The organism is Algoriphagus faecimaris (assembly GCF_900101705.1).
GTDB classification, from domain to species: domain Bacteria; phylum Bacteroidota; class Bacteroidia; order Cytophagales; family Cyclobacteriaceae; genus Algoriphagus; species Algoriphagus faecimaris.
On record NZ_FNAC01000001.1, the window covers coordinates 117,049 to 141,832 of the forward strand.

General features: G+C 42.5%; 20 protein-coding genes. 7 read left to right on the plus strand and 13 right to left on the minus strand.

What is annotated here, in order from left to right:
• Positions 1–158: 158 nt before the first annotated feature.
• The 9 genes from BLQ57_RS00530 to trxA form a co-directional block, all read right to left on the minus strand.
• The gene (locus BLQ57_RS00530; RefSeq protein ID WP_087937633.1) at positions 159–1,511 is read right to left on the minus strand and encodes a hypothetical protein; all 1,353 of its coding nucleotides are present in this window, start codon (positions 1,509–1,511) and stop codon (positions 159–161) included.
• Positions 1,511–2,572 (minus strand): c-type cytochrome, encoded by a 1,062-nt coding sequence (locus BLQ57_RS00535; protein ID WP_087937632.1) that lies wholly within the window; start codon positions 2,570–2,572, stop codon positions 1,511–1,513. Before BLQ57_RS00535 ends, BLQ57_RS00530 begins: the two co-directional genes overlap by 1 nt.
• Positions 2,573–2,677: 105 nt before the next feature.
• Positions 2,678–3,409, minus strand: a complete 732-nt coding sequence (locus BLQ57_RS00540) for an acyl-[acyl-carrier-protein] thioesterase (RefSeq protein WP_087937631.1) — start codon at positions 3,407–3,409, stop codon at positions 2,678–2,680.
• Entirely contained in the window at positions 3,402–4,565 is a 1,164-nt protein-coding gene (locus tag BLQ57_RS00545) for an MFS transporter (RefSeq protein ID WP_087937630.1), read from the minus strand. Before BLQ57_RS00545 ends, BLQ57_RS00540 begins: the two co-directional genes overlap by 8 nt.
• Before the next feature lie 249 nt (positions 4,566–4,814).
• Positions 4,815–5,306, minus strand: coding sequence for a DUF6691 family protein (locus BLQ57_RS00550; protein ID WP_087937629.1), 492 nt, complete (start codon positions 5,304–5,306; stop codon positions 4,815–4,817).
• A 12-nt stretch (positions 5,307–5,318) separates the two neighbouring features.
• A complete protein-coding gene (locus BLQ57_RS00555; protein ID WP_394331252.1) occupies positions 5,319–5,891 on the minus strand; it encodes a YeeE/YedE family protein in 573 nt (190 codons plus the stop codon).
• A gap of 42 nt (positions 5,892–5,933) precedes the next feature.
• On the minus strand, positions 5,934–7,334 hold the full coding sequence (locus BLQ57_RS00560; protein ID WP_087937627.1) for a hypothetical protein: 1,401 nt from the start codon (positions 7,332–7,334) through the stop codon (positions 5,934–5,936).
• A 100-nt stretch (positions 7,335–7,434) separates the two neighbouring features.
• A complete protein-coding gene (locus tag BLQ57_RS00565; protein ID WP_087937626.1) occupies positions 7,435–8,856 on the minus strand; it encodes an MBL fold metallo-hydrolase in 1,422 nt (473 codons plus the stop codon).
• A 228-nt stretch (positions 8,857–9,084) separates the two neighbouring features.
• Positions 9,085–9,405, minus strand: coding sequence for a thioredoxin (gene trxA / locus BLQ57_RS00570; protein ID WP_087937625.1), 321 nt, complete (start codon positions 9,403–9,405; stop codon positions 9,085–9,087).
• Positions 9,406–9,563: 158 nt separating this feature from the next.
• Between trxA and BLQ57_RS00575 the strand changes: the two genes are divergently transcribed.
• Positions 9,564–12,548, plus strand: a complete 2,985-nt coding sequence (locus BLQ57_RS00575) for a glycosyltransferase family 117 protein (protein WP_087937624.1) — start codon at positions 9,564–9,566, stop codon at positions 12,546–12,548.
• 52 nt (positions 12,549–12,600) lie between these two features.
• On the opposite strand, the gene BLQ57_RS00580 is transcribed toward BLQ57_RS00575, so the two are convergent.
• Positions 12,601–13,377, minus strand: coding sequence for a class I SAM-dependent methyltransferase (locus BLQ57_RS00580; protein WP_087937623.1), 777 nt, complete (start codon positions 13,375–13,377; stop codon positions 12,601–12,603).
• Between the two features lie 61 nt (positions 13,378–13,438).
• Between BLQ57_RS00580 and BLQ57_RS00585 the strand changes: the two genes are divergently transcribed.
• Positions 13,439–14,674 carry a GWxTD domain-containing protein gene (locus tag BLQ57_RS00585; RefSeq protein ID WP_087937622.1) on the plus strand — a complete coding sequence of 412 codons (1,236 nt, stop codon included), beginning with the start codon at positions 13,439–13,441 and terminating at the stop codon, positions 14,672–14,674.
• Positions 14,647–15,423 carry a 23S rRNA (guanosine(2251)-2'-O)-methyltransferase RlmB gene (gene rlmB, locus BLQ57_RS00590; protein WP_087937621.1) on the plus strand — a complete coding sequence of 259 codons (777 nt, stop codon included), beginning with the start codon at positions 14,647–14,649 and terminating at the stop codon, positions 15,421–15,423. Before BLQ57_RS00585 ends, rlmB begins: the two co-directional genes overlap by 28 nt.
• A gap of 14 nt (positions 15,424–15,437) precedes the next feature.
• Here rlmB and BLQ57_RS00595 read toward each other — a convergent pair whose 3' ends face one another.
• On the minus strand, positions 15,438–16,511 hold the full coding sequence (locus BLQ57_RS00595; protein ID WP_087937620.1) for a mannose-1-phosphate guanylyltransferase: 1,074 nt from the start codon (positions 16,509–16,511) through the stop codon (positions 15,438–15,440).
• A gap of 8 nt (positions 16,512–16,519) precedes the next feature.
• On the minus strand, positions 16,520–17,488 hold the full coding sequence (locus BLQ57_RS00600) for a KpsF/GutQ family sugar-phosphate isomerase (RefSeq protein WP_087937619.1): 969 nt from the start codon (positions 17,486–17,488) through the stop codon (positions 16,520–16,522).
• Between the two features lie 96 nt (positions 17,489–17,584).
• On the opposite strand from BLQ57_RS00600, the gene recQ reads away from it, so the two are divergent.
• The 4 genes from recQ to BLQ57_RS00620 all read left to right on the plus strand — a co-directional run bounded on the left by recQ (position 17,585) and on the right by BLQ57_RS00620 (position 22,971).
• A complete protein-coding gene (gene recQ / locus BLQ57_RS00605) occupies positions 17,585–19,765 on the plus strand; it encodes a DNA helicase RecQ (RefSeq protein WP_087937618.1) in 2,181 nt (726 codons plus the stop codon).
• Positions 19,766–19,780: 15 nt separating this feature from the next.
• The gene (gene purD / locus BLQ57_RS00610; RefSeq protein WP_087937617.1) at positions 19,781–21,070 is read left to right on the plus strand and encodes a phosphoribosylamine--glycine ligase; all 1,290 of its coding nucleotides are present in this window, start codon (positions 19,781–19,783) and stop codon (positions 21,068–21,070) included.
• 130 nt (positions 21,071–21,200) lie between these two features.
• Complete coding sequence (ricT, locus tag BLQ57_RS00615; RefSeq protein ID WP_087937616.1) at positions 21,201–22,526, plus strand: regulatory iron-sulfur-containing complex subunit RicT; 1,326 nt, start codon at positions 21,201–21,203, stop codon at positions 22,524–22,526.
• Positions 22,519–22,971 carry a gliding motility lipoprotein GldH gene (locus BLQ57_RS00620; RefSeq protein ID WP_087937615.1) on the plus strand — a complete coding sequence of 151 codons (453 nt, stop codon included), beginning with the start codon at positions 22,519–22,521 and terminating at the stop codon, positions 22,969–22,971. The genes ricT and BLQ57_RS00620 overlap by 8 nt, the downstream gene beginning before the upstream one ends.
• Positions 22,972–23,024: 53 nt before the next feature.
• Here the strand turns inward: BLQ57_RS00620 and pgi are convergent, their stop codons facing one another.
• Positions 23,025–24,668 carry a glucose-6-phosphate isomerase gene (pgi, locus tag BLQ57_RS00625; RefSeq protein WP_087937614.1) on the minus strand — a complete coding sequence of 548 codons (1,644 nt, stop codon included), beginning with the start codon at positions 24,666–24,668 and terminating at the stop codon, positions 23,025–23,027.
• Between the last annotated feature and the right edge of the window lie 116 nt (positions 24,669–24,784).

Genomic DNA, 24,784 nt, shown 5'->3' on the forward strand with positions numbered 1-24,784 from the left:
AGGAGAGTAAATTCTTATAATTTTTTTTCTCCACGGATCAAAGGTGAGGATAAGATTCGGTATTTCCTAATTTACGCCAAAAACACTAATTACTTTATCTCTAAACTAGCTCACTGATTTTCAACAAAAATTCTAGCCTATAATAAAGAGGTCAAGCCTCAATTGAACCTCCAGTTGATGATTCCATTGATATGGATCATTTCCACCTTATTGTATCGCTGTCCGGGAGTGAGATTTTCTGGGTTTAGCGCTTCCTTATTCATCAATAAGAGATGAAAATCCATTTTACTAAGCTTTTTAGGCTGCATCTTAACTCCCAAATTAAGCTGTCTGTAGGAGGGGAAAGCATATTTATTGGCCGCCGCGTCGCTCACCTCAGGCAGCCAATGAATACCAGTATGAGCATAGAATGTTATGCCCGACTCTGGGAGAGCATAGGATAGGTAGAAAACCAAGGCCTCGAAGTTTTCATAGCCCTCATTTCGCTCTCTTGGGATAAATGTAAACCAAGGATCTTTGCCCCACTCACGCGGATTGAGCCATCTCCCCTTTCCTCCCGTTTTGGTGAAGTTGAGATGTGTTTCCCATCTTGCTGTAGCATAGCCCAATCTCGCAGAGAGTAGCCAGTTTTTATCATTAGGGTTTTTATATCGAAGTAATGGATCACTATTTCCGCCTTCTCCTACTCCTTGCTGATAGCCCAACTGTAGCCCCGAAAGCCACTTTCCTTTCTTTTCGCCATTTCTCCATGTGTGCATCCACTGAGACCAAAAGGTACTTGAAATATTATTCGCTTGTGAATGTGAAATTTCCAGCTTGCCCAGCGGTAATTTTTTAGTGAGCTGAAAGACCGTGATTCGCTTGCTTGAGGTATTTCCAAAGTATTGGGAGGGATTACCATTGGGATCTCGGGCCACAGGGAAGATACCCACAGATTCCCCAGGATTGCTCCATTTGCTAGTGCCTCTGACCCTGAGCCGATCGATGTACCAACCGGATAGTTTCCATTGACTATTTGGACTAAATTCCGCACTGATTCCTTCCATCAATGTGGGGGAAAGTCTTCCATCCTGGGGATTTACCCAAGGTGTATTCACATCCATCCGACCAAGCGCTACATTCCATTTTTCATCTTGATATCGCAAATTCAATCGCTCAAAACTTCCAAAAATACGGTCACCGGGGTTTTGCAAGTCATACAAGCCTTTCTCGTACCTATTATCTCTTCCTGTAAGAGGATCGATTTCCCAAATATCCGAACTCCAAAGATCTGCAAATCCTCGGTAACTCGTCTCCAGAGACCAATTTATACCGTAGTTAATTTTGGCTCCTAGGCTCAAGGATGTCCCTAAAGAATAGTCACTTTTAAAATCCTCAGCGTAAGATGTACTCATCCAATACGATCTAAAATGGATTTGAGGAACAACTTCTATTTTTCGCTCTTCGATTTCATCCTGAGCAATTGAAAAAAAAGGGGATAAAAATATCATCCCCAGTACAATATGCTTCATTATAGTTTGGCTTTCGCTTCTTTGATGGGTTTAAATGGGCCGAATTTATGTTGCTCTTCACTGAACTCATCACTAAATGGACCAAAGGGGTGATCCATCGGCTTTTTAGAAATATCAGGCCAATCTCCACTTAAGTCTCTAGAAGGCCGCTCTAAGCTATTCACATAAGCAGCTACATCCCAAGCGTCTTCATCTGAAATCAGAGGATTCTCATAAGTTGCCCCAAGTGGCATATTTGCTCTCACATAGCCTGCAAACCTCGATAATCTATATAATCCTGCTCCACTATTGTAGCTATGATCACCCCAAAGCGGAGGATAAATATAGCCTGTCCCATCTTGCTTAGGTAATCCCTGACCGTCCGCAGCGTGGCAGCTTTGGCATTGCTGCTCGTAGATAGTCTTTCCCTTCACAGGGTCTGCGGCCCTGTCCAATAGGGGTACTTCGTAAATCCCCACTCCTTTGGGTTTCTCTCCTTGAGGCACATCTTTTCCTAGCCAATGCATATAGTCTACCATAGCTACCATTTCTTTGGAATTTCGCTCAAGGCCCTGCCCATTCAAGCTTCGCTCAAAGCAATCATTGATTCGTTTTTCGATGTCTTCAGACTGCCCTGATCTTGCTCTTATTTTTGGATAGGTAGAGGCTACTGCTCCGTAATTATTGCCCAAGGGGGCTGTTCCGGCCTGCAAGTGACAGTTTTGACAATTGAGTCCATTGGAGATTTTTTTGACTTTGCCATTTGGTCCTAGGTATTCTGCTGTGTTAGCTACTAGCTCCCTACCATAGCGGATCGATTCAGCATTTGGCTCAGCGTCCACACTTGACCACTCAGGTGCAATCCACATTCCCACCGGATCCATCAGGCCTTTGGGCTTTGCTGGAGCTTCTATGGCTGCGGCTATTGTGGATTGATCGGGAGGACTTAGCTCAGGTAACTTAATGCCTGAATAAGAAACATAGATGACTAGACCTACTACACCGACCAAAGCTGTAGCTAAAGCCAACAAACCTACCATTAGGGTGATGAGTTGAATAAAAGGCTTTCCAAACTGATTCATAGATTTCTAGGGATTCCTCACAAAAATGCAGTGATTCTAGTACTCAATGCTGTGACTTCGATCACATCCAGCTAAAAGTAAGCAATTTTTGTTTGAAGGATTTTATCAGTCTTTCAAAATAGGAGCTGTAGCCAAAAAGACTTTCCGTCCTGCTATTTCCCCCACTATTTGACAGCTATCCTCATCGCCGTGGAGAGAAAGCCGAATCAGGTCCTTGTTTTTGCATTCTGCCAAATAGTTAATTAGTAAGCCACTAATTACCATATCCTCGCTCCCTATTAAATCCTCCACCCATCGGATATAGCTAGTATTATTGACATGATTGTAGAGATCCAAATCCGAAGTAGCTACCTCCCGATCAGTTGCTGACAAATAAGGGAGACTTGGTAGTTCTAACTTTACCGGCCTCCAATCCGGCACTTCAGAAGAAAAAAGCCTATCGGACAAAACCTTTTCGGGACGCTGAATACGCTTGGATTCCGTATCTACTAAAAGCCAAGAAGACATGGCCCTAGCCAAAACCTCATCCGTCTCCGAGATGACCAAAAATTCTCTAAATGCAAACAGCTTTTCTATTCCCCGACCTCCGGTGAAAACCGTAATTTTTTGCCCCCATACCGGCGATTTGAAAACCTTGATATCCAATCTCGAAAGTGCCCACATGAGGTTTTCCTTCAGCAGGACCCTTCCAAAATCAGCCGAATCTGCATGGAGCCATGCACTCTCCTGCAGGAGATCAGCTAAATCCTTCAGCCTGATTTGGCCTTTGGGATTGACTTGAAAAGAGCCTACCTCAAATGTTTTTGAAAATTGAAAATTCTCAGGAAGCTTACTCATTGTGTTTCTCGTTGGATTGGAAAAACACCTCCTTACGAATAGTTGCTAGAAGAGCTATACCTAAACCATTCAAAGCAATTAATGCAAAAGAGGTTTTTAAATTGAATAGATCAGCAATAAACCCGATTAAGGGTGGCCCCAGCAAGAAGCCGAAAAATGAAATAGTAGATACCAAAGCCAGAGCTACTCCGGGGGAATATAATTTTGACCTCCCTGCAATGCTGTAAGCTACAGGAATAACTGAAGCCACTCCAAAACCCACCATCAAAAACCCTAAAGTCGCTGTATACAGGGAAGGAAAAATCACTGAAAGGGTTAATCCCGAAAACAAGAAAATTCCACTCATTCGCAGTATAGGTACTTTACCAAAGCGATGAATCAATCGGTCCGAAATAAACCTTCCAGAAGCCATCGCTCCCATAAAAGCAACATATCCTAGCGCAACTAAAGAAGGATCGACCATGACCACCTTTTTGAAATAAACTCCACTCCAGTCAAACATGCAACCTTCCGCCATCATCCCAAGGAATGCGATCAATCCCACACGCAAAAGCAAATCATCGGGTCGCTTGAGCACCAAACCACCGCCCTCTTGATTGGCCTTTTCCTGAACTACAAAACGATATGCCGATAGTACAATCACTATGGAAATCACCATCACCACTATGTAATGAATCGTGGGAGATAAACCCAAAAATATCATCCCTGCTCCTATTCCAGCACCAGTAAAACCCGCCAGACTCCATAGGCCATGAAAAGAAGCCAAAATACTCTTACCCATTTGATCCTCCAAGTCCAAGGCTTGGGTGTTCAGAGCTATATTCATGATATTGCCCAGCATTCCAAACAGAATCAAAACAAAAATCAAAATCCAAGTTGTCGGACTCAATCCTATTAGAGGCAGACTCATCGCATAGGCAAAACTTCCGATTAAAATCACCCGCCTACTTCCATAATGATGCACTGACCAGCCTGCGATTGGCAGGCCTATCATTGAACCCATTGGTAAAAAAAGAAGCAGGGTCCCCAATTGCCCTTCGGATAAGTCAAATTTGGACTGTATATCAGGGATTCTTGCTGCCCAACTGGCAAAACAAAGTCCGATAAAAAAGAATAAGCTTCCAAGTGCTATTCTTCTTTTGGTCAAGGGTTTCATAGTGTATAGGTTAATAGGCGATACAAAGAAATGAAGATTAGCAATAAAAAAAGAGTAAATCCTGATGAGTGACCAAAAAACTATTTATGGGAAAGCTGGTTTCCATTAAAAGTTATCTTATGGAATTTGTAATAGTGGGGGTGATCATCGCCAGCATAATAGTGATGATCCGATTTATAATCAAAAAGGTCTTTAATTAAAAAAGCCGCAAAATCTAAAATTCTGCGGCTTTGTTTGATGCTTTATTGATCAATTGGGGAGTTTGTCAGCGAACTTACCATAAACCCAAGTACCTGCTAGTGCAGACACCAAAGTCACTAAAATCACTGAGTATCCACTACCAATCTGAGCAAACAGAGGACCTGGACATGCACCTGTAAGTGCCCATCCTAAACCGAAGATAAACCCTCCGATAACTTGTCCTTTTCTGAATTCCTTACTAGGTATTTTGATGCTTTCTCCATGAATGGTTTTAATTCCAAAGCGCTTGATGATCTGAATCGAGATGATTCCTGTAATCACTGCCGAACCGATTACCCCGTACATGTGAAAGGATTGTAATCTGAACATTTCCTGAATTCTAAACCAAGAAATCACTTCTGCTTTTACAAATACAATCCCGAATAAAATCCCCAAGATTAAGTATTTCAACAGTTCAAGCCCTTTGTCATGATTCTCTCTGAGATTAGGAGCTTCGCAATGCGGATCTTGAACTTGTATTTTCTTTTCTGCTACTTTCATTTTTTTCTTTGATTAAAATCCTACCATTTTCATTAAAGGCTCAAGCAACACGTGAGTCATCAAAAAACCTCCGATCATAAAGAAGATTGTTGCTACTACTGACTGCCACTGCAAGGAACTGATTCCCATGATAGCATGCCCTGAAGTACATCCTCCCGCATAGCGAGTACCAAATCCTACCAGAAATCCTCCGATCACAAAGAAGAGAAGTCCCTTGGCGGTGAAGAGGTGTTCCCAAGAGAAAATATCAGCTGGTAATAAGTTGCCATAATCAGTCACGCCTAAAGCTGTCAAATCAGCTATCGTAGACTCTGCGATGATGATTTCATTGGGGTTAGCCAAGAAGGTAGTCGCGACAAACCCACCAATCAAAATACCTACTACAAAGAGTAAGTTCCAGATTTCTTTTTTCCAGTTGTACGTAAAGAAAGGAATCCCAGAAGGTACACAAGCCGCACATACGTGACGTAGCGAGGATGAAATACCAAAGGTTTTATTTCCTAAAATTAGCAGTGCCGGTACGGTCAGGCCAATCAAAGGGCCGGCCACATACCAAGGCCAAGGTTGAGTAATCCACTCCATCATTTTCTTTATTTAATTGTTTATTATTTTCTTTTTTTATTCTTCCTAAAATCTATAATCCAAGATTAAGTTCATATTCATCATATTGACTCGATTGATGACGTATTCCAAAGGCATTTTCTGATCCCTGTCTTCTCGCTTATATACTGCCAAAAGCTGTAAATCCAACCCTTTAAAGAACCCATCAAAACGGTAGTCCACCAAACCTGTGAAATGGTAATAATTGGGGATGCCGTACTTATTTAGAGTTAAATTATTCAAATCTGGTGTTTGCACGTGTGCTGCCCCCAGACTCACCTTGAGCTTATCATGAATGAAGGTATGATCGTATTGCGTCATTAAAGCATTCACTCCACCCAGCCCTTCATATCGCTCTCTCTGCAAACTCACAAAGAATTGCTCTCTACCCCATTCTCTTGGAAAGAGAAAACGTCCCTTATCCGAAATCCCGAGATAATTGAAAGTCAACTTTGCATGTGGCCACTTCATCCCAGCCTGAAAACCCACTCCATAGGTACTCTCATCTGGAAGAATGTAAGCTCTATCAAGTTGGTCATTTCCACCGTTTGCCACAGCGGTCTCATAGAAAGCCTGTGCCCCCCAGATGTAATCAAATCCTCTCTCAGTTGGCAAGCTTCCAGTACCCTCTAGAAAGTTAAGGGCAAAGACATTTTGTGCCAAGTAATTCCAAGATCTAATCTTGGCCTTTTCACCAGAATACTCCAAGCCTAAAACCCCGATTCCGGCAGACTCCACATGATGTCGATAGCCATCCCCTTCTACTGATAAGGGATTTCTTCCTGTAGAGTATGTCCCAAAGGATTCTGCTACCGATACCCACTCGAGTGATCCTCTGGATATGACGTGTGAAAACCAAGCTCCATTTATTCTGAATTTCCCGGGAGTATAATCTGCCGATATTCCAGAAAATAAATTGGGACGCATGCGGTTATCTGAAGCATTTAGAAGTGGACTTTCGAAATGGTGCCTTCCTCCCCAAATGGAGATCTCTTCCTTTTGATAGGAAAGATAAAACTCTTCCAACCGGTCCATGTCCTTATTGTTTTCAGGATGGTGGACATCATATAGGAGCATTTCATAGCGATTGGCCAATCCTGTACTAGGGTCTAATTTGGTAATATTGTTTTCGAAATGACGAAAGACAAAGAAACCACTAAACCCTACTCCAAAACCTTTCCATCTGGGACTGAAATACCCCAGACCCGCACCTGTGCCCCAGGTCGAATAATCTGTCAAATTGCCTTGATTGAGCGTACTCATGTAGAAGGATCGTAGATGGAACTCAAACGAGCCACTTTTCAAGACTTGTCCAAACAACTTTTCATTTGGATTCTCTGGTTCCGAATCATGAACATGCTGAGCCATTATCGGAAAGCTAAGCAGGAGAATACCCAGTCCTAGCACTAATGCAAATTTGCGGATCATATTTGGCATAAAATTGTGACTTTAATCACATCCTGAGGGTAGATACTAAAAATGGCAAGCCCTAAGGCCTGCCATTTATTGTGTTAAGCTGATTTGCTACTTAAAGCAAGGTGGTAGGGCAGACGTAATCAGAAACTTTAAATTTCTCTGATTCCTTAATTGCAGTAAATCCACCATTGATATCGATCAGGTTGTCATATCCTCTTGCTCTTAGAATAGAGTTGAAAATCATAGACCTGTATCCTCCAGCACAGTGTACATAGTAGGTTTTGTCTTTGTCCACTTTGAGCATACTGTCATTGATGTAATCAAGGGGTGCATTTTCGGCACCGATCACATGCTCTGACAAGTATTCAGAATTCTTTCTCACATCAAGTATCAAGGCATCAGCGTCAGACTCCTTAATCTTTGATAGCTCATCTACTGTGATCGAAGTGATTGAATCTACTTCCTCTCCCGCTGCCTTCCAAGCTTCGAAACCGCCCTTGAGGTATCCAAGCGCATAGTCGTATCCTACTCGCGCAAGTCGGGTGATTACTTCTTCTTCTCTTCCTTCATCAGCTACAACCAAAATCTCTTGCTTTAAATCAGGAATCATAGCTCCTACCCAAACTGCAAAGCTTCCATCGATGCCAATATTGATTGAGTTGGGAATAAAACCTTTAGCGAAGGTTTGTGGATCACGTGTGTCCAAAATCATAGCTCCTGTATCATTGGCTACTGCTTCAAACTCAGCAGGAGTCAAGGGCTTGATACCACGCTCCAGTACCTCATCGATGCTATCATATCCTTGGATATTCATCATTACATTCTGAGGGAAGTAAGCAGGAGGAGGAGTCAATCCAGTCAACACTTCCTTGATGAATTCCTCTTTCGTCATTTCCTGAAGCGCGTAATTGGTTTTCTTTTGATTGCCTAGCGTGTCAGAAGTTTCTTTACTCATGTTTTTGCCACATGCAGAACCTGCACCGTGTGCGGGATAGACAATCAAGTCATCAGAAAGCGGCATAAGCTTGTTTCTCAAAGAATCATAAAGATGAGCTGCCAATTTCTCTTGAGTGAGGTCCTTTACTACTTTTTGTGCCAAATCAGGACGTCCCACATCTCCGATGAAAAGGGTGTCGCCTGTGAAAATAGCTTCTTCCTTTCCTTCTTCATTAATCATCAAGTAACATACAGACTCCATAGTATGTCCTGGCGTGTGGATCACCTTAATCTTTGCTTTTCCCAGCTCAAAAATCTGCCCGTCTTCTGCTATCGTTGCTTCAAAGCCCATCTGCATACCAGTAGGTCCATATACAATTTTGGCACCTGTCTTAGCCGCTAAGTCTTGGTGACCAGATACGAAATCCGCATGAAAGTGAGTTTCAAATACGTATTTGATTTTCGCTCCTCTTCGCTCTGCTTTCTCGATGTACGGCTGTACTTCTCTTAGTGGATCAATCACCGCTGCTTCACCGTCAGACTCAATGTAATAAGCTCCTTGGGCAAGACAGCCCGTGTAGATTTGTTCGATTTTCATGTGTTTATTATTGTGTTTTAGTGGTCACTACCTGTCCCGAAAATCGGGATAGCCTATCCCGAACTTCGGGAGAATCTTTGACGATTAAAATCATAATTGCCCTGTGTGTTTAATGATGATTTTAATCGTGTCGATTTCAAATGGTTGTAATTTTCTTGGTTTTCTATTTTAACTTCTCAAAAGTATTCAGTTCCTCTAGGGATCAAAATGACTTTTGTCACATTTGAATTAGGCGCTTGCCAGAAGGTTAGATTCGACTACTTGGATCAATTGATGCGCTGGTACTACACCTGATTGTCTCCAGAGAATTTTACCCTTATAGAATAGAATCAAAGTCGGCACGCCACGGACTTGAAACTTACTAGCCGCTAGTTGATTTCTATCGACATCGACTTTTACTATTTTGACTTTTTCTCCGAGCTGACGAGCCGTGTCTTCTAGTATGGGTTGCATCATTTTGCACGGTCCGCACCAGGTGGCAAAAAAATCTACCAAAACCGGTGTATCTCCGTCTATTAGTTCCTGAAATGTTTTTGGCTGTGTGCTCATAGTGATATGGTTTAAATTTGATACAAAAATAGAGCAGTGGTAGCACCTGAGTCAGTAATAAATATCACAAGGTCTGAGAGGCAAAGTTTTAAAAAGTCCTAAAAACCCTCGACTTGGGAATAAATTTCCTATTTTCGCCCTTCAAAAATACCGTATAAATGCTCAATTTTAAGCAAATCAATACTCTTACCGGTTGGGTAGTATTTGTCGTAGCTACACTAGTCTATGTGATGACAGTGGAGCAGACAGCAAGTTTTTGGGATCCAGGAGAATTCATCGCTGTCTCCTACAAGCTTCAAGTACCCCATCCTCCTGGGGCACCCTTTTTTCTACTCGTCTACCGAATGTTTAGTTTCTTGGCTTTTGGTAATGAACTAAACGTGGCTTATTGGATGAATATAGGAAGTGCAGTCTTCTCTGGATTCACAATTCTTTTTCTTTTTTGGTCCATTACTTTATTTGGAAGAAAGCTGCTCGGCATTCTTCCCGGCCAAGAAAGTAAAGGACATATCATCAGCCTCATGGGAGCGGGAATCGTAGGATCTTTGATCTATACTTTCTCTGATAGCTTTTGGTTTTCGGCTGTAGAAGCAGAAGTCTATGCGATGTCCTCCTTTTTCACAGCCATCGTGATCTGGGCATTTTTGAAATGGGATGTGATCAAGGACCCTAGAGAAGAAAATAAATGGATGATTTTTATTGCTTATTTAGTAGGACTCTCTATCGGGGTTCACTTGCTCAACTTGGTGACTCTACCGGCCCTAGCACTCATTTACTATTTCAAAAAATATGAAAAGCCCACCTTCAAAGGAGGCGTAATTGCATTTATGCTTGGAGGGGTGGCCTTGGTCATTATCAACAACTTTATTATTCCGGGTCTTCCTAGTATCGCCGGCTCCACAGAGATTTTCTTTGTCAACAGTTTGGGGCTGCCTTTTGGATCGGGCATCATTTTCTTTGCGTTAGCTTTTTTTGCAGCCTTATTCTACGCCTATCGCTATTCTAGAAAGAAAGCAATGGCCGGACTGAACACCATATTACTCTCATTGATCTTTATTTTGATCGGATACAGCTCTTACACGATGATAGTCGTGAGGGCAAATCAAAATCCAATCATCAATCAAAATGCACCCAAAGATGTCATCAGCTACATCTCCTACTTGAAACGTGAGCAATATGGCTATAGACCTTTAATTCATGGACAATACTTCACTGCCCAACTAGTAGATCAAGTAGAAGGTGATCCAATCTACAGAAAAGGGAAGGACAAGTATGAAATAGCAGATTACGAACTGCAAAACACCTATGACCCTGAAAAAACAACTATTCTTCCACGGATCTATTCTACTCAAGAAAACCACAAGCGGATTTACCGACAGAAGCTAGGCCTGAGAGAAGGTCAGGAGCCTACCTTTGGAGACAATCTCTACTTTATGTTTAGCCATCAGTTAGGGCATATGTATTGGAGGTACTTCATGTGGAATTTTTCCGGAAGAGAAAGCGATTTCTCTGATGCTCCATGGATAGGACTGACGGATGCTTTTTCTGATAAATTTCCTGAATACATCAAAGAAAACAAAGCCCATAATAATTACCTGATGCTTCCCCTATTATTGGGAATCATCGGCTTATTTTTCCAAGCCAAAGTAGACCCTAAATCCTTTGCAGTCAACTTAATGCTCTTCCTCATGATGGGGGCAGTATTGGTTCTTTACCTAAACTCCCCACCTGTGGAGCCCAGGGAGCGGGATTATATTTATGTGGGAAGTTTCTATGCCTTTGCCATTTGGGCTGGATTAGGAGTACTTGCGATTGCCCATGGACTAGCCAAGGTCACCAAAAATCTTGCAACTGCAGGAATAGCAGCGACTCTTTTGACGGTACCTGTGGCAGGACTGATGGGTGCAGAAAACTGGAATGATCATAATAGAAAAGGTAGATACTTCTCAGTCGATTCTGCCCGCAACTTCCTGGCATCCTGTGCACCTAATGCCATTCTATTTACAGGTGGAGACAATGATACTTTCCCGCTATGGTATGTGCAAGAGGTAGAAGGTTTCCGGACAGATGTGCGGGTAATTGTGCTCAGCTATTTTGACACCGACTGGTACGTAGACCAGATGACTAGACCTGCCAATGAATCCGCAGCTCTTCCTTTTTCACTGACTCCAGAGCGTTACCAAAAGGGGACCAACGACGTCCTCTATGTCATGGAACGTGATGGAATGGACGCTATCTCTGCACGGGAATATTTAAAATTGCTCAATTCCGGTTCTGAATTGCTAAGAATGCGAACAGGAGGAAAAAGCCAGGTAAATATGGTGCCTTCGAGAAACCTGATTTTAGACGTGGACAGCAGTACAGTAGCACAAAAGGATATCATTCCTGAGGAATTTATGCCGCTATTTACACCGCAAATCAATCTTCAGGTCAAAGGCCAATATGTTACCAAAGGAACCTTGATGCTTTTGGACTTGATCGCCAGCAATAACTGGGACCGTCCGATTTACTTCAACAATACATCTTTAGCCACCATCGGTCTCAATATTCAGGACCATGTGGTCATGGAAGGATTGACCTATAGACTGCTTCCGATCAGAAAGCCTGATTTTGTACGGGAAGAACTTGTGAATACTGATTTGGCTTATGAAAACTACATGACCAAATTTGCTTTCCGTGGTATGGACAATCCGGATACTTATTTGGATGAAGAGTACCGAAGATTCGCATCTAATCATCGCAGTGCGATCAATAGTATTGCTATTGCACTTCTGGACGAAGATGATCTAGAGCGGGCGGCAAATATTTTGAATTACGGACTGAAGGTCATGCCTAATGAAGCTATTCCGTATGATTTGTCAAGCGGTCAATCCGTTCCGCTGTTTTTCGAAGTAGGTGAGGAAGAAAAAGCCCTGGATATCATCGATAAAATCTCCAAAAAATCGCTGGATATGATCGCATATTATACCCGAGAAAACAGAGATTATGATCGAGAGATGATGATATCGATCGAAATGGTCAAATATTTCATTCCACTACTCGAAGAAAGAGGCTATCAAGAAAAAGCACAAGAACTCAAGTTGAGGCTAGAAGATTTTGTCGGGTCTGAGAGCAATCAGCCGGGTGTCTTACAGCGTAGATAGAAGGCATCAATAGACTATCATAAAAGAGCCGGACTTTTATCCGGCTCTTTTATTATTTCTTCCAAAGAATGTAAAACAAATCCAAACCCAAAGCCGGTTTATCCACCAAAGGATAATCTTCATGATTGATCCCTGTGACTGAATCTCCTTGCTGTCTGTGCAGTTTATTACGATTCATCCGATTGAGAATCTCATAAGGCATTCTCAGAATCCAAGCAGGTAAACGATGCTGAAGACCAAAAATATCGAAGCGCATGATTTTCTGAACGGATTTTCTATTTGCCTCATGATAGGCCCAGACTTTTTCATTTCCCCCAATTCCCTTTGCCTCCACCCGATCAAAAATAGAAGCCGACAAATCGATCAATTCCTGGGGCAAATACTCTCTGACATGCCAGGGATTTCTTGAGAGCGTATGGGTGTTGTTTGGCGTGGAAATAATGGCTTTCCCTCCAGGCTTGAGCATGCGATAAATTTCCTGAAGGAATAACTGATCATTCTCAATATGCTCGATCACCTGAAAACTCACAATTGTATCGAATGACTGATCCGCAAATCCTGTGAAAGGGGGAATTACTGCTTGCTTAAATTCCACATTGGGATATTTCTGCCTGAGCTCTTGAATAACTTCACCAATCTTATCAATTCCCAAATAAGAGTCCGCCAATGGCAACAAAGTTTCCACTCCTCGCCCCTCTCCACAGCCGATCTCAAGTAGTGAGCCGCTGATCCAAGGTTGGGCAGCGACGTAGGCTTTGAGTAAGCGCTGATGAATGGGATTGTCGCTGATTAACTTATCAGATGCTATTTCCGTTGTATAGGTAGCCATTAGAAATTTTACTATTTTGGCAAAAGTAAGGTTAATTTTTAAAACCCGAGATCAAGACCCAATGAAGCAAAAACTAATTCCGATTTTACTTTTTTCACTCCTACTGATAGGAGTCCCACTATTCGTCCAAGCTCAAAACTCCCTGAGCAATCTCAATCAAGCACTCCGCTACTCTCGATACTCCAGGATTGCGCTGAAAATCATCCCTCTTAAAAAGTCTGACAATCAATTCACTGCCCAGTTTATTGTCGAGAAAATCGAGGAGAATCCGGATTTTAATACCTACAGCTTTTCGTATAATGTATTGGGCGATTACAATGAAGATATCAGTCCCGACAATAATCAATTGTTTGGTGAAAATGATCTCAAGTTTGATACAGATCGACATTGGGTTTTTGAAAAAGACATAGCGATTCCGCAAAATCAGGAAGAAGCAATTTTGCTAATGACAGTGCTTGATACCCGTCAGGGCGATGCCTATTACTACCATGTAGACCTGAAAAGCCCTTTTGTCTTTTCTCAGCCCACTTTCGGCGCTTATTATGCCAATGATGTACCCTTTGATCAAACTTATCTACCCACCGGAGAGGCTTTGCTTTTCAAGTCCACAAAGGGCCCTACACTTCATGGGTTTCACTATCCGGTAAATTTTGATGTGCCTTACCCACCTATGGAGACCAAGCCCGCCCCCGTCCCCAAGGAAATCGAAGTTTTGGACGAGGGAGATTTCTTGGCCAATGTCCCAAAAACACTAGATAAGCTTGGCTATTACTTCTTTCAGCAAGACACTTCCGATACCAATGGCGTGCTGGTAAAAACCACTCATGAAGCATATCCGAAAGTGAGAGATTGGGAAGAAATGATAGAAATGGTTACCTATATTTCTACGCGAAGAGAGCATGAAGAACTCGTATCGGCGGAGGATAAAAAAAAGGCACTCGACCAGTATTGGTTTAATCTTACCAAAAATCCAGATGCGGCCAAAAACCTGATTAGAGAATATTTTAGACAAGTAGAGTTTGCCAATATTTTATTTACAGATTTCAAAGCAGGTTGGAAAACTGATAAGGGAATGATCTACATTGTCATGGGTCCGCCTCAGGAAGTTAATTTCTTTCAAGACCGAGAAGTGTGGACCTATCAAGGTGTAGATGAGAGTTCAAAAATTCGCTTTACCTTTGCCAGGGTAAAGAATATTTTAAACCCTCATTATTACACCTTAAACCGATCCCGTGCTTACCAGCCGATCTGGTTTAAAAACATATCCCAATGGAGAAGCGGAAAGATGGCTTTTTGATCGAAAAAGGAGCCCACGACAAAGATTTTGTTTTTGGTACAAGAGCAGTGATGGAGTCCATCCATGCTGGAAAAGACATTGACAAGGTCCTTGTGCAGAAAGAACTCAATAATGACTTGATCAAGGAACTTTTGCAACTATGCAAGCAGGAAAACCTGCCCGTAGTAAGGGTACCTGAAGCTAAACTCAATCGAGTCACTCGAAAAAACCATCAGGGGGTTATCGCTCAAATGTCGGCGATCACCTATGCCTCTCTCGATCATGTGGTTGATAGCTGTTTTGCAGTAGGAAAATCACCACTCATTCTCATACTAGATCACATCACAGATGTGAGAAACTTTGGCGCCATCGCCCGATCTGCAGAGTGTGCCGGAGTAGATGCCATCGTTATTCCAGAAAAAGGCAGCGCTCAGATCAATTCTGACGCCATTAAAACATCCGCAGGAGCATTGAATTTCATTCCGGTATCACGCGTAAAAAACCTCTTTTACACCTGTAGAGATCTACAGAAAATGGGCCTTTCCTTAATCGCGATTACTGAAAAAACTGACCTAAACATGTACGAGGCTGATTTCACAGCTCCCGTGGCCATGGTCATGGGCTCTGAGGAGGACGGTATTTCTCAGGAAATCTTGGGGATTGTAGATCAAAAAGTCAAGATCCCAATGGCTGGTCATATCGAAAGCTTAAATGTCTCCGTGTCAGCAGGAGTAGCCATTTACGAAGCCATCAGGCAGCGAAAAATTTAAAAAATAAGAGGACTTCAAATGAAGTCCTCTCCTTTTTTTCTGGCATTGGATACAAAATCCCTAAACTTCCGATCCCCATCCAAGGCACAGATCAAGAGCACATTATCAGTCTCATTGACCAGAAAATTATCTAGCCCCTCCACTACCACCAATTTATCACTGTCGGTTTTGATAAAGCAGTTTTTGGTATTGTAAAGCAAAGCATTGGCTTCCACTACATTTTGATTTTCATCTCTTTCGCGATTTTCTCTCAGGCTATTCCAGGAGCCTAAATCCGCCCATCCAAAATCTCCCAAAATCACATAGACTTCGCTGGACTTTTCCATAATACCGTAATCAATGGAAATATTCTTTACCTGTAAATAAGCTTTTGCGACAAATTCCGGCTCCTTTTCAGTTCCAAAAAACTCACTTCCCTCTTCGAACACTTCCGCCAAATCAGGCATATACTGACGAAAAGCTTTTACCAGACTAGACGCTTTCCAAACAAACATGCCTGAGTTCCATACAAACTCACCACTTTCGAGGAAGGTCTTTGCCAGTTTTATATTTGGCTTTTCTGTGAAAGTCTTCACTTTTAATACTTCCTTACCACTGCCCTCAATGTATTGAATGTAGCCATAGCCGGTTTCGGGACGATTTGGCTTGATGCCTAGGGTGATCAGCCTTTCTCCTTCTTGGGCCGCTACCACTGCCTTCTTGATCGTTCTCAAAAATTTGCTTTCCTGCAAAATCAAATGATCGACAGGAGTGACGATCAAAGTAGCATCAGGGTCTTTACTGTAGATCCTATAAGTGGCATAGGCAATACAAGTGGCCGTATTTTTACGATTAGGCTCGATTAAAATTTGCTGATCTGTCAATTCCGGGAGCTGCTCCTTTACCAGATGTACATACTTCTTGTAAGTGATAATCCGAAACTGCTCTTCATCTGCTATTTCCCTAAAACGGTCAAACGTCATCTGAAGCAGGGTTCTTCCTGTACCCAGCACATCTAAAAACTGCTTGGGTTTCTTTCGTCGGCTGTAGGGCCAAAATCGGGAGCCTATGCCCCCCGCCATGATGACGATGTAGGGTTTATTGTTCATGAATATTGTTAAACTATACCTTCTTTCATTAATTCATGAATATGGACAAATCCTGCGATTTTATCGCCATCCATGGCTACAAGCTGTGTGATATTATGATTACGCATCATATTTAATGCACGAATGGCAAATTCATCTTTTGAAATCGTTTTGGGCGAAGCTGTCATAATATCCGATGCCTTGAGATGCTGTATATCTAATGATTTTTGAAGCATTCGCCTCAAATCTCCATCGGTAATGATCCCTTTTAAATTATCCCCACGATCCACTACCGCTGTAGCTCCCAGACGCTTTCCACTGATCTCTACGATAACCTCAGCCAAATTGGCATCTTCCTTTACTTTTGGGATTATATTATTTCCCAAAACATCCGAGACTTTCAAGTAAAGCTGCTTTCCTAAAGAGCCACCTGGGTGATACTTAGCAAAATCCTCAGAAGTAAAGCCTCTAGCCTCCAGCAAACAAACTGCAAGTGCATCCCCCAAGGCCAAATGCACTGTCGTACTTGTGGTAGGTGCCAAATTATTTGGACAGGCTTCTTCGCCAATGGTGGCATTAAGTGTAAAATCTGCCTGCTCAGACAAATAGCTATTGGTATTGCTGACCAAGGCCACTAAGACCGATCCCAACCTTTTCAGAAGTGGGACCAAAACCTTGATTTCGGGTGTATTTCCACTTTTAGAGATACAGATCACCACATCATCCGACTGAATCATACCCAAGTCTCCATGAATCGCATCAGCAGCGTGCATAAACAGTGCGGGCGTTCCTGTAGAGTTGAGTGTGGCCACAATTTTATTAGCGATGATGGCACTTTTTCCTATACCCGTGATCACTACTCGACCTTTGGATTCCAAAATATGCTGTACACAAGCCTCAAAATCGCCATTCAGGTAATCTTTTAGATTTAAGATGGCTTCTGCTTCATTTTGCAGCACTCTAAGCGCTGTATTTCTAATATTTTTAGCTAAATTCAATTTTACCTGCGTTAATCACTAATTTTGTACAAAGGTATAAAAGTAATCAATCATTCCTGTTTACAGGCTTTAAGTCACCTTTAAGCGCTTGTCCAAGTGGAAGAAAAAGTAAAATCAGACCTCAAAAAAATATTCGGTTTCAGTCAGTTCAGAGGAAATCAGGAACCGATAGTAGACAATCTACTCAAAAAGCGCAACACCTTCGTCATTATGCCGACAGGTGCTGGCAAATCGCTTTGCTATCAGCTGCCTGCGATCGTCTCAGAAGGAACTGCCGTGGTTATTTCACCCTTGATCGCCTTGATGAAAAATCAGGTAGACCAATTAAATGCCATAGGTATTAATGCCCATTTCCTCAACTCTACGCTGAGTAAGTCCGAGTCCAACCGAGTCAAATCGGAGGTACTTAAGAAAAAAACCAAGCTCCTTTATGTGGCGCCGGAGTCCTTGACAAAAGACGAAAATGTAGCCTTTCTAAAAGAGGCTCAAATCAGTTTTGTAGCCATTGACGAGGCGCATTGTATTTCTGAATGGGGACATGATTTCAGACCCGAATACAGAAGAATCAAGTCCATCGTAGCTCAGATCGCTCCCAATCTTCCCATCATTGCTTTGACCGCCACGGCTACTCCTAAAGTACAGCAGGACATTCAGCGTAATTTGCAGATGGAAGAGGCAGATTTGTTCAAATCCTCCTTTAACCGACCCAACCTCTTTTATGAGGTGCGGGCTAAAGTCAAAAATGACTCCAAGAAACACCTGATCAAATTTATCAAATCTCACAAAGGAAAATCAGGAATCATCTATTGTCTTAGCCGAAAAAAGGTAGAGGAAATAGCCAATTTACTCAAGGTAAATCAAATCAATGCTGCTCCCTATCATGCCGGACTGGAATCTGCGGTGAGGATCAAAAATCAAGATGATTTCCTAAATGAGGAACTTGATGTAATCGTAGCTACCATTGCTTTTGGAATGGGTATAGATAAGCCGGATGTACGCTATGTCATCCACTACGATGTTCCAAAATCTCTCGAAGGCTACTATCAAGAAACCGGCCGAGCAGGAAGAGATGGTCTGGAAGGACACTGCCTGATGTTCTACAGGTATGAGGACATCGTCAAGTTGGATAAATTCAACAAAGACAAAGCCGTAACCGAAAGAGAAAATGCCAAACTCCTATTACAAGAGATGGCAGCCTATGCCGAAACGGGGGTATGCAGAAGGAAATTCATCCTCAACTATTTTGGGGAGACCATGGAAGAAGACTGTGGCTTCTGCGACAACTGCAAAAGGGACAGAGAAACCTACGAAGGTATGGACTTGGCTTTGACGGCCTTGGAAGCAGTCAAACAAACCAAGGAGCGCTTTGGGATAGAACATCTGGTAAAGGTGATTTTGGGTGAAAAAAACGACTACGTAGAAAGTTACAAACACGATCAACTGGCAGTTTTTGGGACAGGAACACATGAAACGGAAAAACGCTGGACCTCCGTCTTCAGACAGGCCCTTGTTATGCACCTCTTGGAAAAGGATATTGAGAATTATGGAATTCTCAAGCTGACTGAGAAAGGCAAGAATTTCATGACGGACCCCTATTCACTAGACTTCTTCGAAGATCACGATTTCGAAAAAGAAATGGAAAACGAGCAACCTGAAGTAGAAGTTAATGCAGGTGGGGTCGCCTATGATGAAAAGCTATTTGAACTCCTTAAAGCAGAGCGAAAAAAAGTAGCCCGTAGCAAAGGACTTCCTCCCTACATAATTTTCCAAGACCCTTCGCTAGAAGAAATGGCTACCGTCTACCCTACTACTAGGGAAGAACTAGCCCAAATCAATGGAGTAGGAATGGGGAAAGTCGCTAAATTTGGAGCGAGTTTTCTAAAACTGATTACTAATTATGTAGAGGAGAATGAAATAGAAACGGCATCAGACGTAGTAGTCAAATCATCTGGTACTCGATCGAAGGTCAAAATATCCATCATTCAGCAAATTGACCGGAAAATTGACCTCGACGAAATCGCCGATAACCTAAACATGAGCATGGGTGAACTGCTTCAGGAAATCGAACAGATCATTTATAGCGGAACCAAATTAAACATCGACTATTACATTCATCACATCATGGATGACGAAAGAGAGGAAATACTCCATGATTATTTTATGAATGCTGATACAGACCATATCAAGGCCGCACTGGATGAGCTTGAAGACGAGGACTTTGCCGAAGATGAGCTTAGAGTCTACCGAATCAAGTTTATCTCTGAGCACGCCAATTAAATTTGAGATAAATCAATGAATATACTCTTGTTGGGAAGTGGAGGCAGAGAGCATGCCTTTGCATGGAAGATCGTACAAAGCCCCAAATGTCATCAACTTTATGTCGCACCGGGTAATGCCGGGACTAGCAAAATCGCAGAAAATCTCGCGATCAATGTGACAGATTTCGAAGGAATTAAAGCTGCTTTGATTGATTATCAAATCGATCTCCTCGTGGTAGGTCCCGAAGAGCCTCTTGTCAAAGGGCTAGTGGACATTCTGCTCTCTGATGAGCTAACACGGAAGATCCCTGTGGTCGGCCCACCTCAGTTAGGAGCGACTTTGGAGGGAAGCAAAGACTTTTCTAAGCGCTTTATGCAGCGAAATACTATTCCTACAGCAGCCTACGAGACATTTGACGCCAATCAGCTGGAGGAAGGCTTGGCCTATCTAGAAAAACAATCCCTCCCTATCGTGCTCAAGGCTGACGGTCTTGCCGCAGGAAAAGGTGTTTTGATCTGCGAAAGTTTGGAAGAGGCGAAGGCTTCATTAAAAGAAATGCTAGTCGAACAAAAATTCGGAGACGCTTCTGCCAAAGTAGTGATTGAGGAGTTTCTGACTGGAATTGAGCTCTCTGTTTTCGTTGCGACCGATGGTAAAAGCTATTGCATTTTACCAGAAGCAAAAGATTACAAACGCATAGGAGAAGGAGATACCGGCTTAAATACTGGCGGTATGGGCGCTGTCTCTCCTGTGGTTTTCGCAGATACGGACTTCATGAAAAAAGTCGAGGAGCGGATAGTACAGCCCACTGTGGCGGGACTAGCAGCTGAAGACATCCCCTACAAAGGCTTTCTATTTATAGGCCTAATGAACAAAAACGGAGAACCCTATGTAATCGAGTACAATGTAAGAATGGGCGATCCGGAAACTGAAGCGGTACTCCCACGATTAGAAAGTGATTTTGTAGATTTACTGTGGTCTATTGCTACAGGTTCGTTGAGAGAGTATACTTTAGAGATTTCCAAAGACTTTACCACTACCGTAGTGATGGTCAGTGGAGGGTATCCGGGGTCTTATGAAAAAGGATTTCCTATCTCTCTTCCCAAAAATTCAGAGGGAGCCACCATTTTCCACGCCGGCACTGCATTAAGTACCGATGGCCAACTCATCAATCAAGGAGGAAGAGTACTGGCGATCACAGGAAAAGGAGCTAGCTTAGATCAAGCTCTTGAAAATGCCTACAGTACCGTTAACCAAGTCCACTGGGAAAAGTCCTATTACCGAAGTGATATCGGGAAGGACATCAAAGCGTTGAATAAATAAACCCAAAACGAATCAAGGCCTCATAGCCTTGTCAATATATATGTCAGGATGTAGTAGCTGCTCCACCACCACGGGTGGTACCGGAGGCTGTCAAAACAACGGCAGCTGCGGCACGAGCGATTGTAATAAAATGAATGCCTTCGACTGGCTTTCTCATATGGGAATCCCACAGGTCGATACTTTTGATATTGTCGAGATAAAATTTAAAGGTGGCCGAAAGGAATACTATAGAAATGTAGACTACCTCTCTTTGACTACAGGAGATCCTGTGGTCGTAGATGTGCCAAGTGGGCATCATATCGGTTATGTTTCTTTACAAGGTGAATTGGTAAGGCTCCAAATGCAAAAGCGCAAAATCAGAAATGATGACGCCATTTTGAGAATTTATCGCATCGCGACTTCAAAGGATCTCGAAAAATGGGAAGAAGCCAGAAACAGAGAATTACCTACTCTATACCGATGCCGTCAAATCGTAGATGAACTCGGCCTGAAGATGAAAATGTCGGACGTGGAGTATCAAGCAGATAACTCCAAGGCAACTTTTTACTACTCGGCAGATGAGCGAGTGGATTTCAGAGAACTAATCAAAATCCTAGCAGGAGAATTCAAGATCCGAGTGGAAATGCGCCAAATCAGCCTCAGACAGGAAGCTGGAAGACTGGGCGGGATAGGCGTATGTGGGCGTGAACTTTGCTGCTCTACTTGGTTGGTGGATTTCAAAAACGTGAGTACTTCCGCAGCCCGATATCAAAATCTCTCCCTCAACCCCAGCAAACTGAGTGGACAGTGCGGCAGATTGAAATGCTGTCTTAATTACGAATTGGACACCTACATGGATGCCATCAAGGACATTCCTTCGGTAGAAAAACCACTTCAAACCGAGCAGGGAATCGCTAAGCTCCAGAAAACGGATATTTTCAGGAGACTGATGTGGTTTAGCTACAATAATGATAATGACTGGCATAGTATATCTTGTGATCGTGTAAATGAAATCCAAGAAATCAATGCCACGGGTCAAAAGGTATTCAACCTTCAGTTTAATGAATCTTCTGAAATAGAAGACCTTGCGGCGCAATCGACCAGAGAACTTGAACTTTTGGACAAAAAATTTGACCGAAAGAAAAAAAAGAAAAAACCTAGAAATAAAAACAGGAATACCAATCAGGCCAGCAGTCCAAATGCTCCTGCCAAAGAAAGTAACTTTCCTCCCCGTCAAGCAAAAAATAGGGAAAATGAACAGAAAGCTACTCCTGCAGCAAATCCGGAAAATAGAAAGCGAAGAAATAAAAGCAGACGAAAACCCAATCCACCACAAGGAAATAGTCCCAAAACTCAAGGGCAAGCAGCTCCAAATCAAGCAAAGCCTACTGGTTCACAAAAACCTCCTCAGGAAGGAAAACGAAAATTCCCACCAAGAAGGAATCAAGGTCCAAATAAGAATTCAGGAAATGAGTAAAAAAATCTTAATCCTAGTAGTGATTTCTACCCTACTCCTCTCCTGCGATGGTGATCGGATATATGAAGATTTTGTCTCTGTCAGTCAACAATCTTGGGCGGAAACTGACAGCCTGAGATTTGACATGAAAGGACTGGATTTGCAAGAGAAAAAGACACTCCTTGCTATCCGTTACAATGAAAATTATAATTTCTCCAATTGCTACATACGGATAATCAGCAAAGATTCGACAGGGCTTATTCTTGAAAATAAATTGCTTAATATTCCTCTCTTTGATTCGAAAACTGGAGAACCCTTGGGAAAAGGCTACGGTAGTACATTCACTAAATATGACACCCTACCATTCTCTTTAAAATCCACCACCGAGAGCCTTACCTTGTTACAATACATGAGGGTAGAAACACTTCCAGGAATCGAGGCCGCAGGAATTAAAGTCCTACAATAAAAAAAGGGCTGCCCAAATTCTAGTTTTGAGACAGCCCTCTTATTTTTGATTTATTACCTCAACTTTTTATAGGCATTGATCAAGCCATTGGTAGAGGGGTCATGTCCAGTCACCTCTTCTTCTCCTCCTAGTTCAGGTAAAATCCCATTGGCCAAGACTTTTCCGAGCTCCACTCCCCACTGATCAAAACTGAAAATATTCCAAATCACTCCCTGAACGAAAATTTTGTGCTCATACATGGCGATAAGCATCCCTAAGGAGAAAGGGGTAATCTGCTTCACCAAAATCGAATTGGTTGGTCTATTGCCTTCAAAAACACGGTGTGCAGCTACCCGATCAATCTCCTCCACTGTTTTGCCAGCTTTGTTCATTTCGTTTCGGACTTCTTCCAAGGATTTCCCCTTCATCAAGGCCTCCGTTTGAGCAAAGAAGTTGGATAATAGCTTTTGATGATGATCTCCTATCGGATTGTGAGATACTGCAGGAGCGATAAAATCACAAGGAATTAAAGCCGTACCCTGATGAATCAATTGGTAAAACGCATGCTGTCCATTAGTGCCGGGCTCTCCCCAGATGATCGGACCCGTTGTGTACTCTACCCGCTCTCCACTTCGATTGACGTATTTGCCATTACTTTCCATATTTCCTTGTTGGAAGTAAGCTGCAAAACGATGCAAGTATTGATCATAGGGTAAAATAGCTTCAGAGTTAGCTCCAAGGAAATTAGTATTCCAAATCCCGATAAGTGCTAACATTACAGGGATATTTTTCTCAAATCCACTGCTACGAAAATGCTCATCCATGGCATGAGCTCCCTCGAGTAATTGCTCAAAATTGGAAAAACCGATCGAACAAGCGATAGGCAAACCGATCGCGGACCACAAGGAGTACCTTCCTCCTACCCAATCCCAAAACTCAAACATATTATTGGGATCAATCCCAAAGGCTTGAACCCCGTTCAAATTGGTTGATAAAGCCACAAAATGCTTCGCCACAGCAGCTTCCTCTTGGGCATGCGTAAGAAACCAGTTTCGTGCAGTATGCGCATTGGTCATGGTTTCTTGAGTGGTAAAGGTCTTGGAAGCAATAAAAAACAGAGTGGTTTCCGGATCTATCTTTTTCAATGTTTCTGCGATATGCGTTCCGTCTACGTTCGAAACAAAGAAACATTCTAAGGATTCAGATTGATAGGGCTTCAGGGCTTCTGTCACCATCACCGGACCTAGGTCAGATCCACCAATACCGATATTGACCAAGCTTTTGATGGGCTTACCTGTATAGCCAAGCCACTTTCCACTGTACACTTTGTCCGCGAAGTTTTTCATCTTTTCCAACACGGCATTTACATCAGGCATCACATCGCTACCATTGACCAATACAGGCCGATTAGATCGGTTTCTCAATGCGGTGTGAAGCACTGCCCGATTCTCTGTTTGATTGATGGACTCTCCAGTAAACATTGCCTCAATGGCATCCTGCAGCTTGGTTTCTTCTGCTAAGCTGATCAAAGCTTCTCGGATTTCATCATTGATTCTGTTTTTAGATAAATCAACAAGCAAATCTTCGATCCAAATACTATATCTGTCAAAACGGCTTTTATCCTCAAAAAGTGATGTGATCTTTAAATTTTTATGGGAGGCGGCCAAACTTGACAATTGAGCCCAAGCTTGAGTGGATGATGGGTTGATCGAATGCATAATAGGTAAGATAGGAATGAGTCACAAAATTAAGATTAATCTCCGAGGGTAAAAGGCCGAAGAACTTTTGTAGAAATGAAAATTTCTTTTTCTTAGCAAATCAAAATGAATTTAGC

What these genes read in the sequence shown, in the direction of transcription:
- BLQ57_RS00545 (WP_087937630.1), bottom strand. Translation starts at nt 4,565, where the DNA reads ATGAAACCCTTGACCAAAAGAAGAATAGCACTTGGAAGCTTATTCTTT.
- BLQ57_RS00580 (WP_087937623.1), bottom strand. Translation starts at nt 13,377, where the DNA reads ATGGCTACCTATACAACGGAAATAGCATCTGATAAGTTAATCAGCGAC.
- BLQ57_RS00595 (WP_087937620.1), bottom strand. Translation starts at nt 16,511, where the DNA reads ATGAACAATAAACCCTACATCGTCATCATGGCGGGGGGCATAGGCTCC.
- BLQ57_RS00530 (WP_087937633.1), bottom strand. Translation starts at nt 1,511, where the DNA reads ATGAAGCATATTGTACTGGGGATGATATTTTTATCCCCTTTTTTTTCA.
- purD (WP_087937617.1), top strand. Translation starts at nt 19,781, where the DNA reads ATGAATATACTCTTGTTGGGAAGTGGAGGCAGAGAGCATGCCTTTGCA.
- trxA (WP_087937625.1), bottom strand. Translation starts at nt 9,405, where the DNA reads ATGAGCACACAGCCAAAAACATTTCAGGAACTAATAGACGGAGATACA.
- pgi (WP_087937614.1), bottom strand. Translation starts at nt 24,668, where the DNA reads ATGCATTCGATCAACCCATCATCCACTCAAGCTTGGGCTCAATTGTCA.
- BLQ57_RS00555 (WP_394331252.1), bottom strand. Translation starts at nt 5,891, where the DNA reads ATGATGGAGTGGATTACTCAACCTTGGCCTTGGTATGTGGCCGGCCCT.
- ricT (WP_087937616.1), top strand. Translation starts at nt 21,201, where the DNA reads ATGAATGCCTTCGACTGGCTTTCTCATATGGGAATCCCACAGGTCGAT.
- rlmB (WP_087937621.1), top strand. Translation starts at nt 14,647, where the DNA reads ATGGAGAAGCGGAAAGATGGCTTTTTGATCGAAAAAGGAGCCCACGAC.
- BLQ57_RS00560 (WP_087937627.1), bottom strand. Translation starts at nt 7,334, where the DNA reads ATGATCCGCAAATTTGCATTAGTGCTAGGACTGGGTATTCTCCTGCTT.
- BLQ57_RS00575 (WP_087937624.1), top strand. Translation starts at nt 9,564, where the DNA reads ATGCTCAATTTTAAGCAAATCAATACTCTTACCGGTTGGGTAGTATTT.
- BLQ57_RS00535 (WP_087937632.1), bottom strand. Translation starts at nt 2,572, where the DNA reads ATGAATCAGTTTGGAAAGCCTTTTATTCAACTCATCACCCTAATGGTA.
- BLQ57_RS00585 (WP_087937622.1), top strand. Translation starts at nt 13,439, where the DNA reads ATGAAGCAAAAACTAATTCCGATTTTACTTTTTTCACTCCTACTGATA.
- BLQ57_RS00540 (WP_087937631.1), bottom strand. Translation starts at nt 3,409, where the DNA reads ATGAGTAAGCTTCCTGAGAATTTTCAATTTTCAAAAACATTTGAGGTA.
- BLQ57_RS00620 (WP_087937615.1), top strand. Translation starts at nt 22,519, where the DNA reads ATGAGTAAAAAAATCTTAATCCTAGTAGTGATTTCTACCCTACTCCTC.
- BLQ57_RS00550 (WP_087937629.1), bottom strand. Translation starts at nt 5,306, where the DNA reads ATGAAAGTAGCAGAAAAGAAAATACAAGTTCAAGATCCGCATTGCGAA.
- BLQ57_RS00565 (WP_087937626.1), bottom strand. Translation starts at nt 8,856, where the DNA reads ATGAAAATCGAACAAATCTACACGGGCTGTCTTGCCCAAGGAGCTTAT.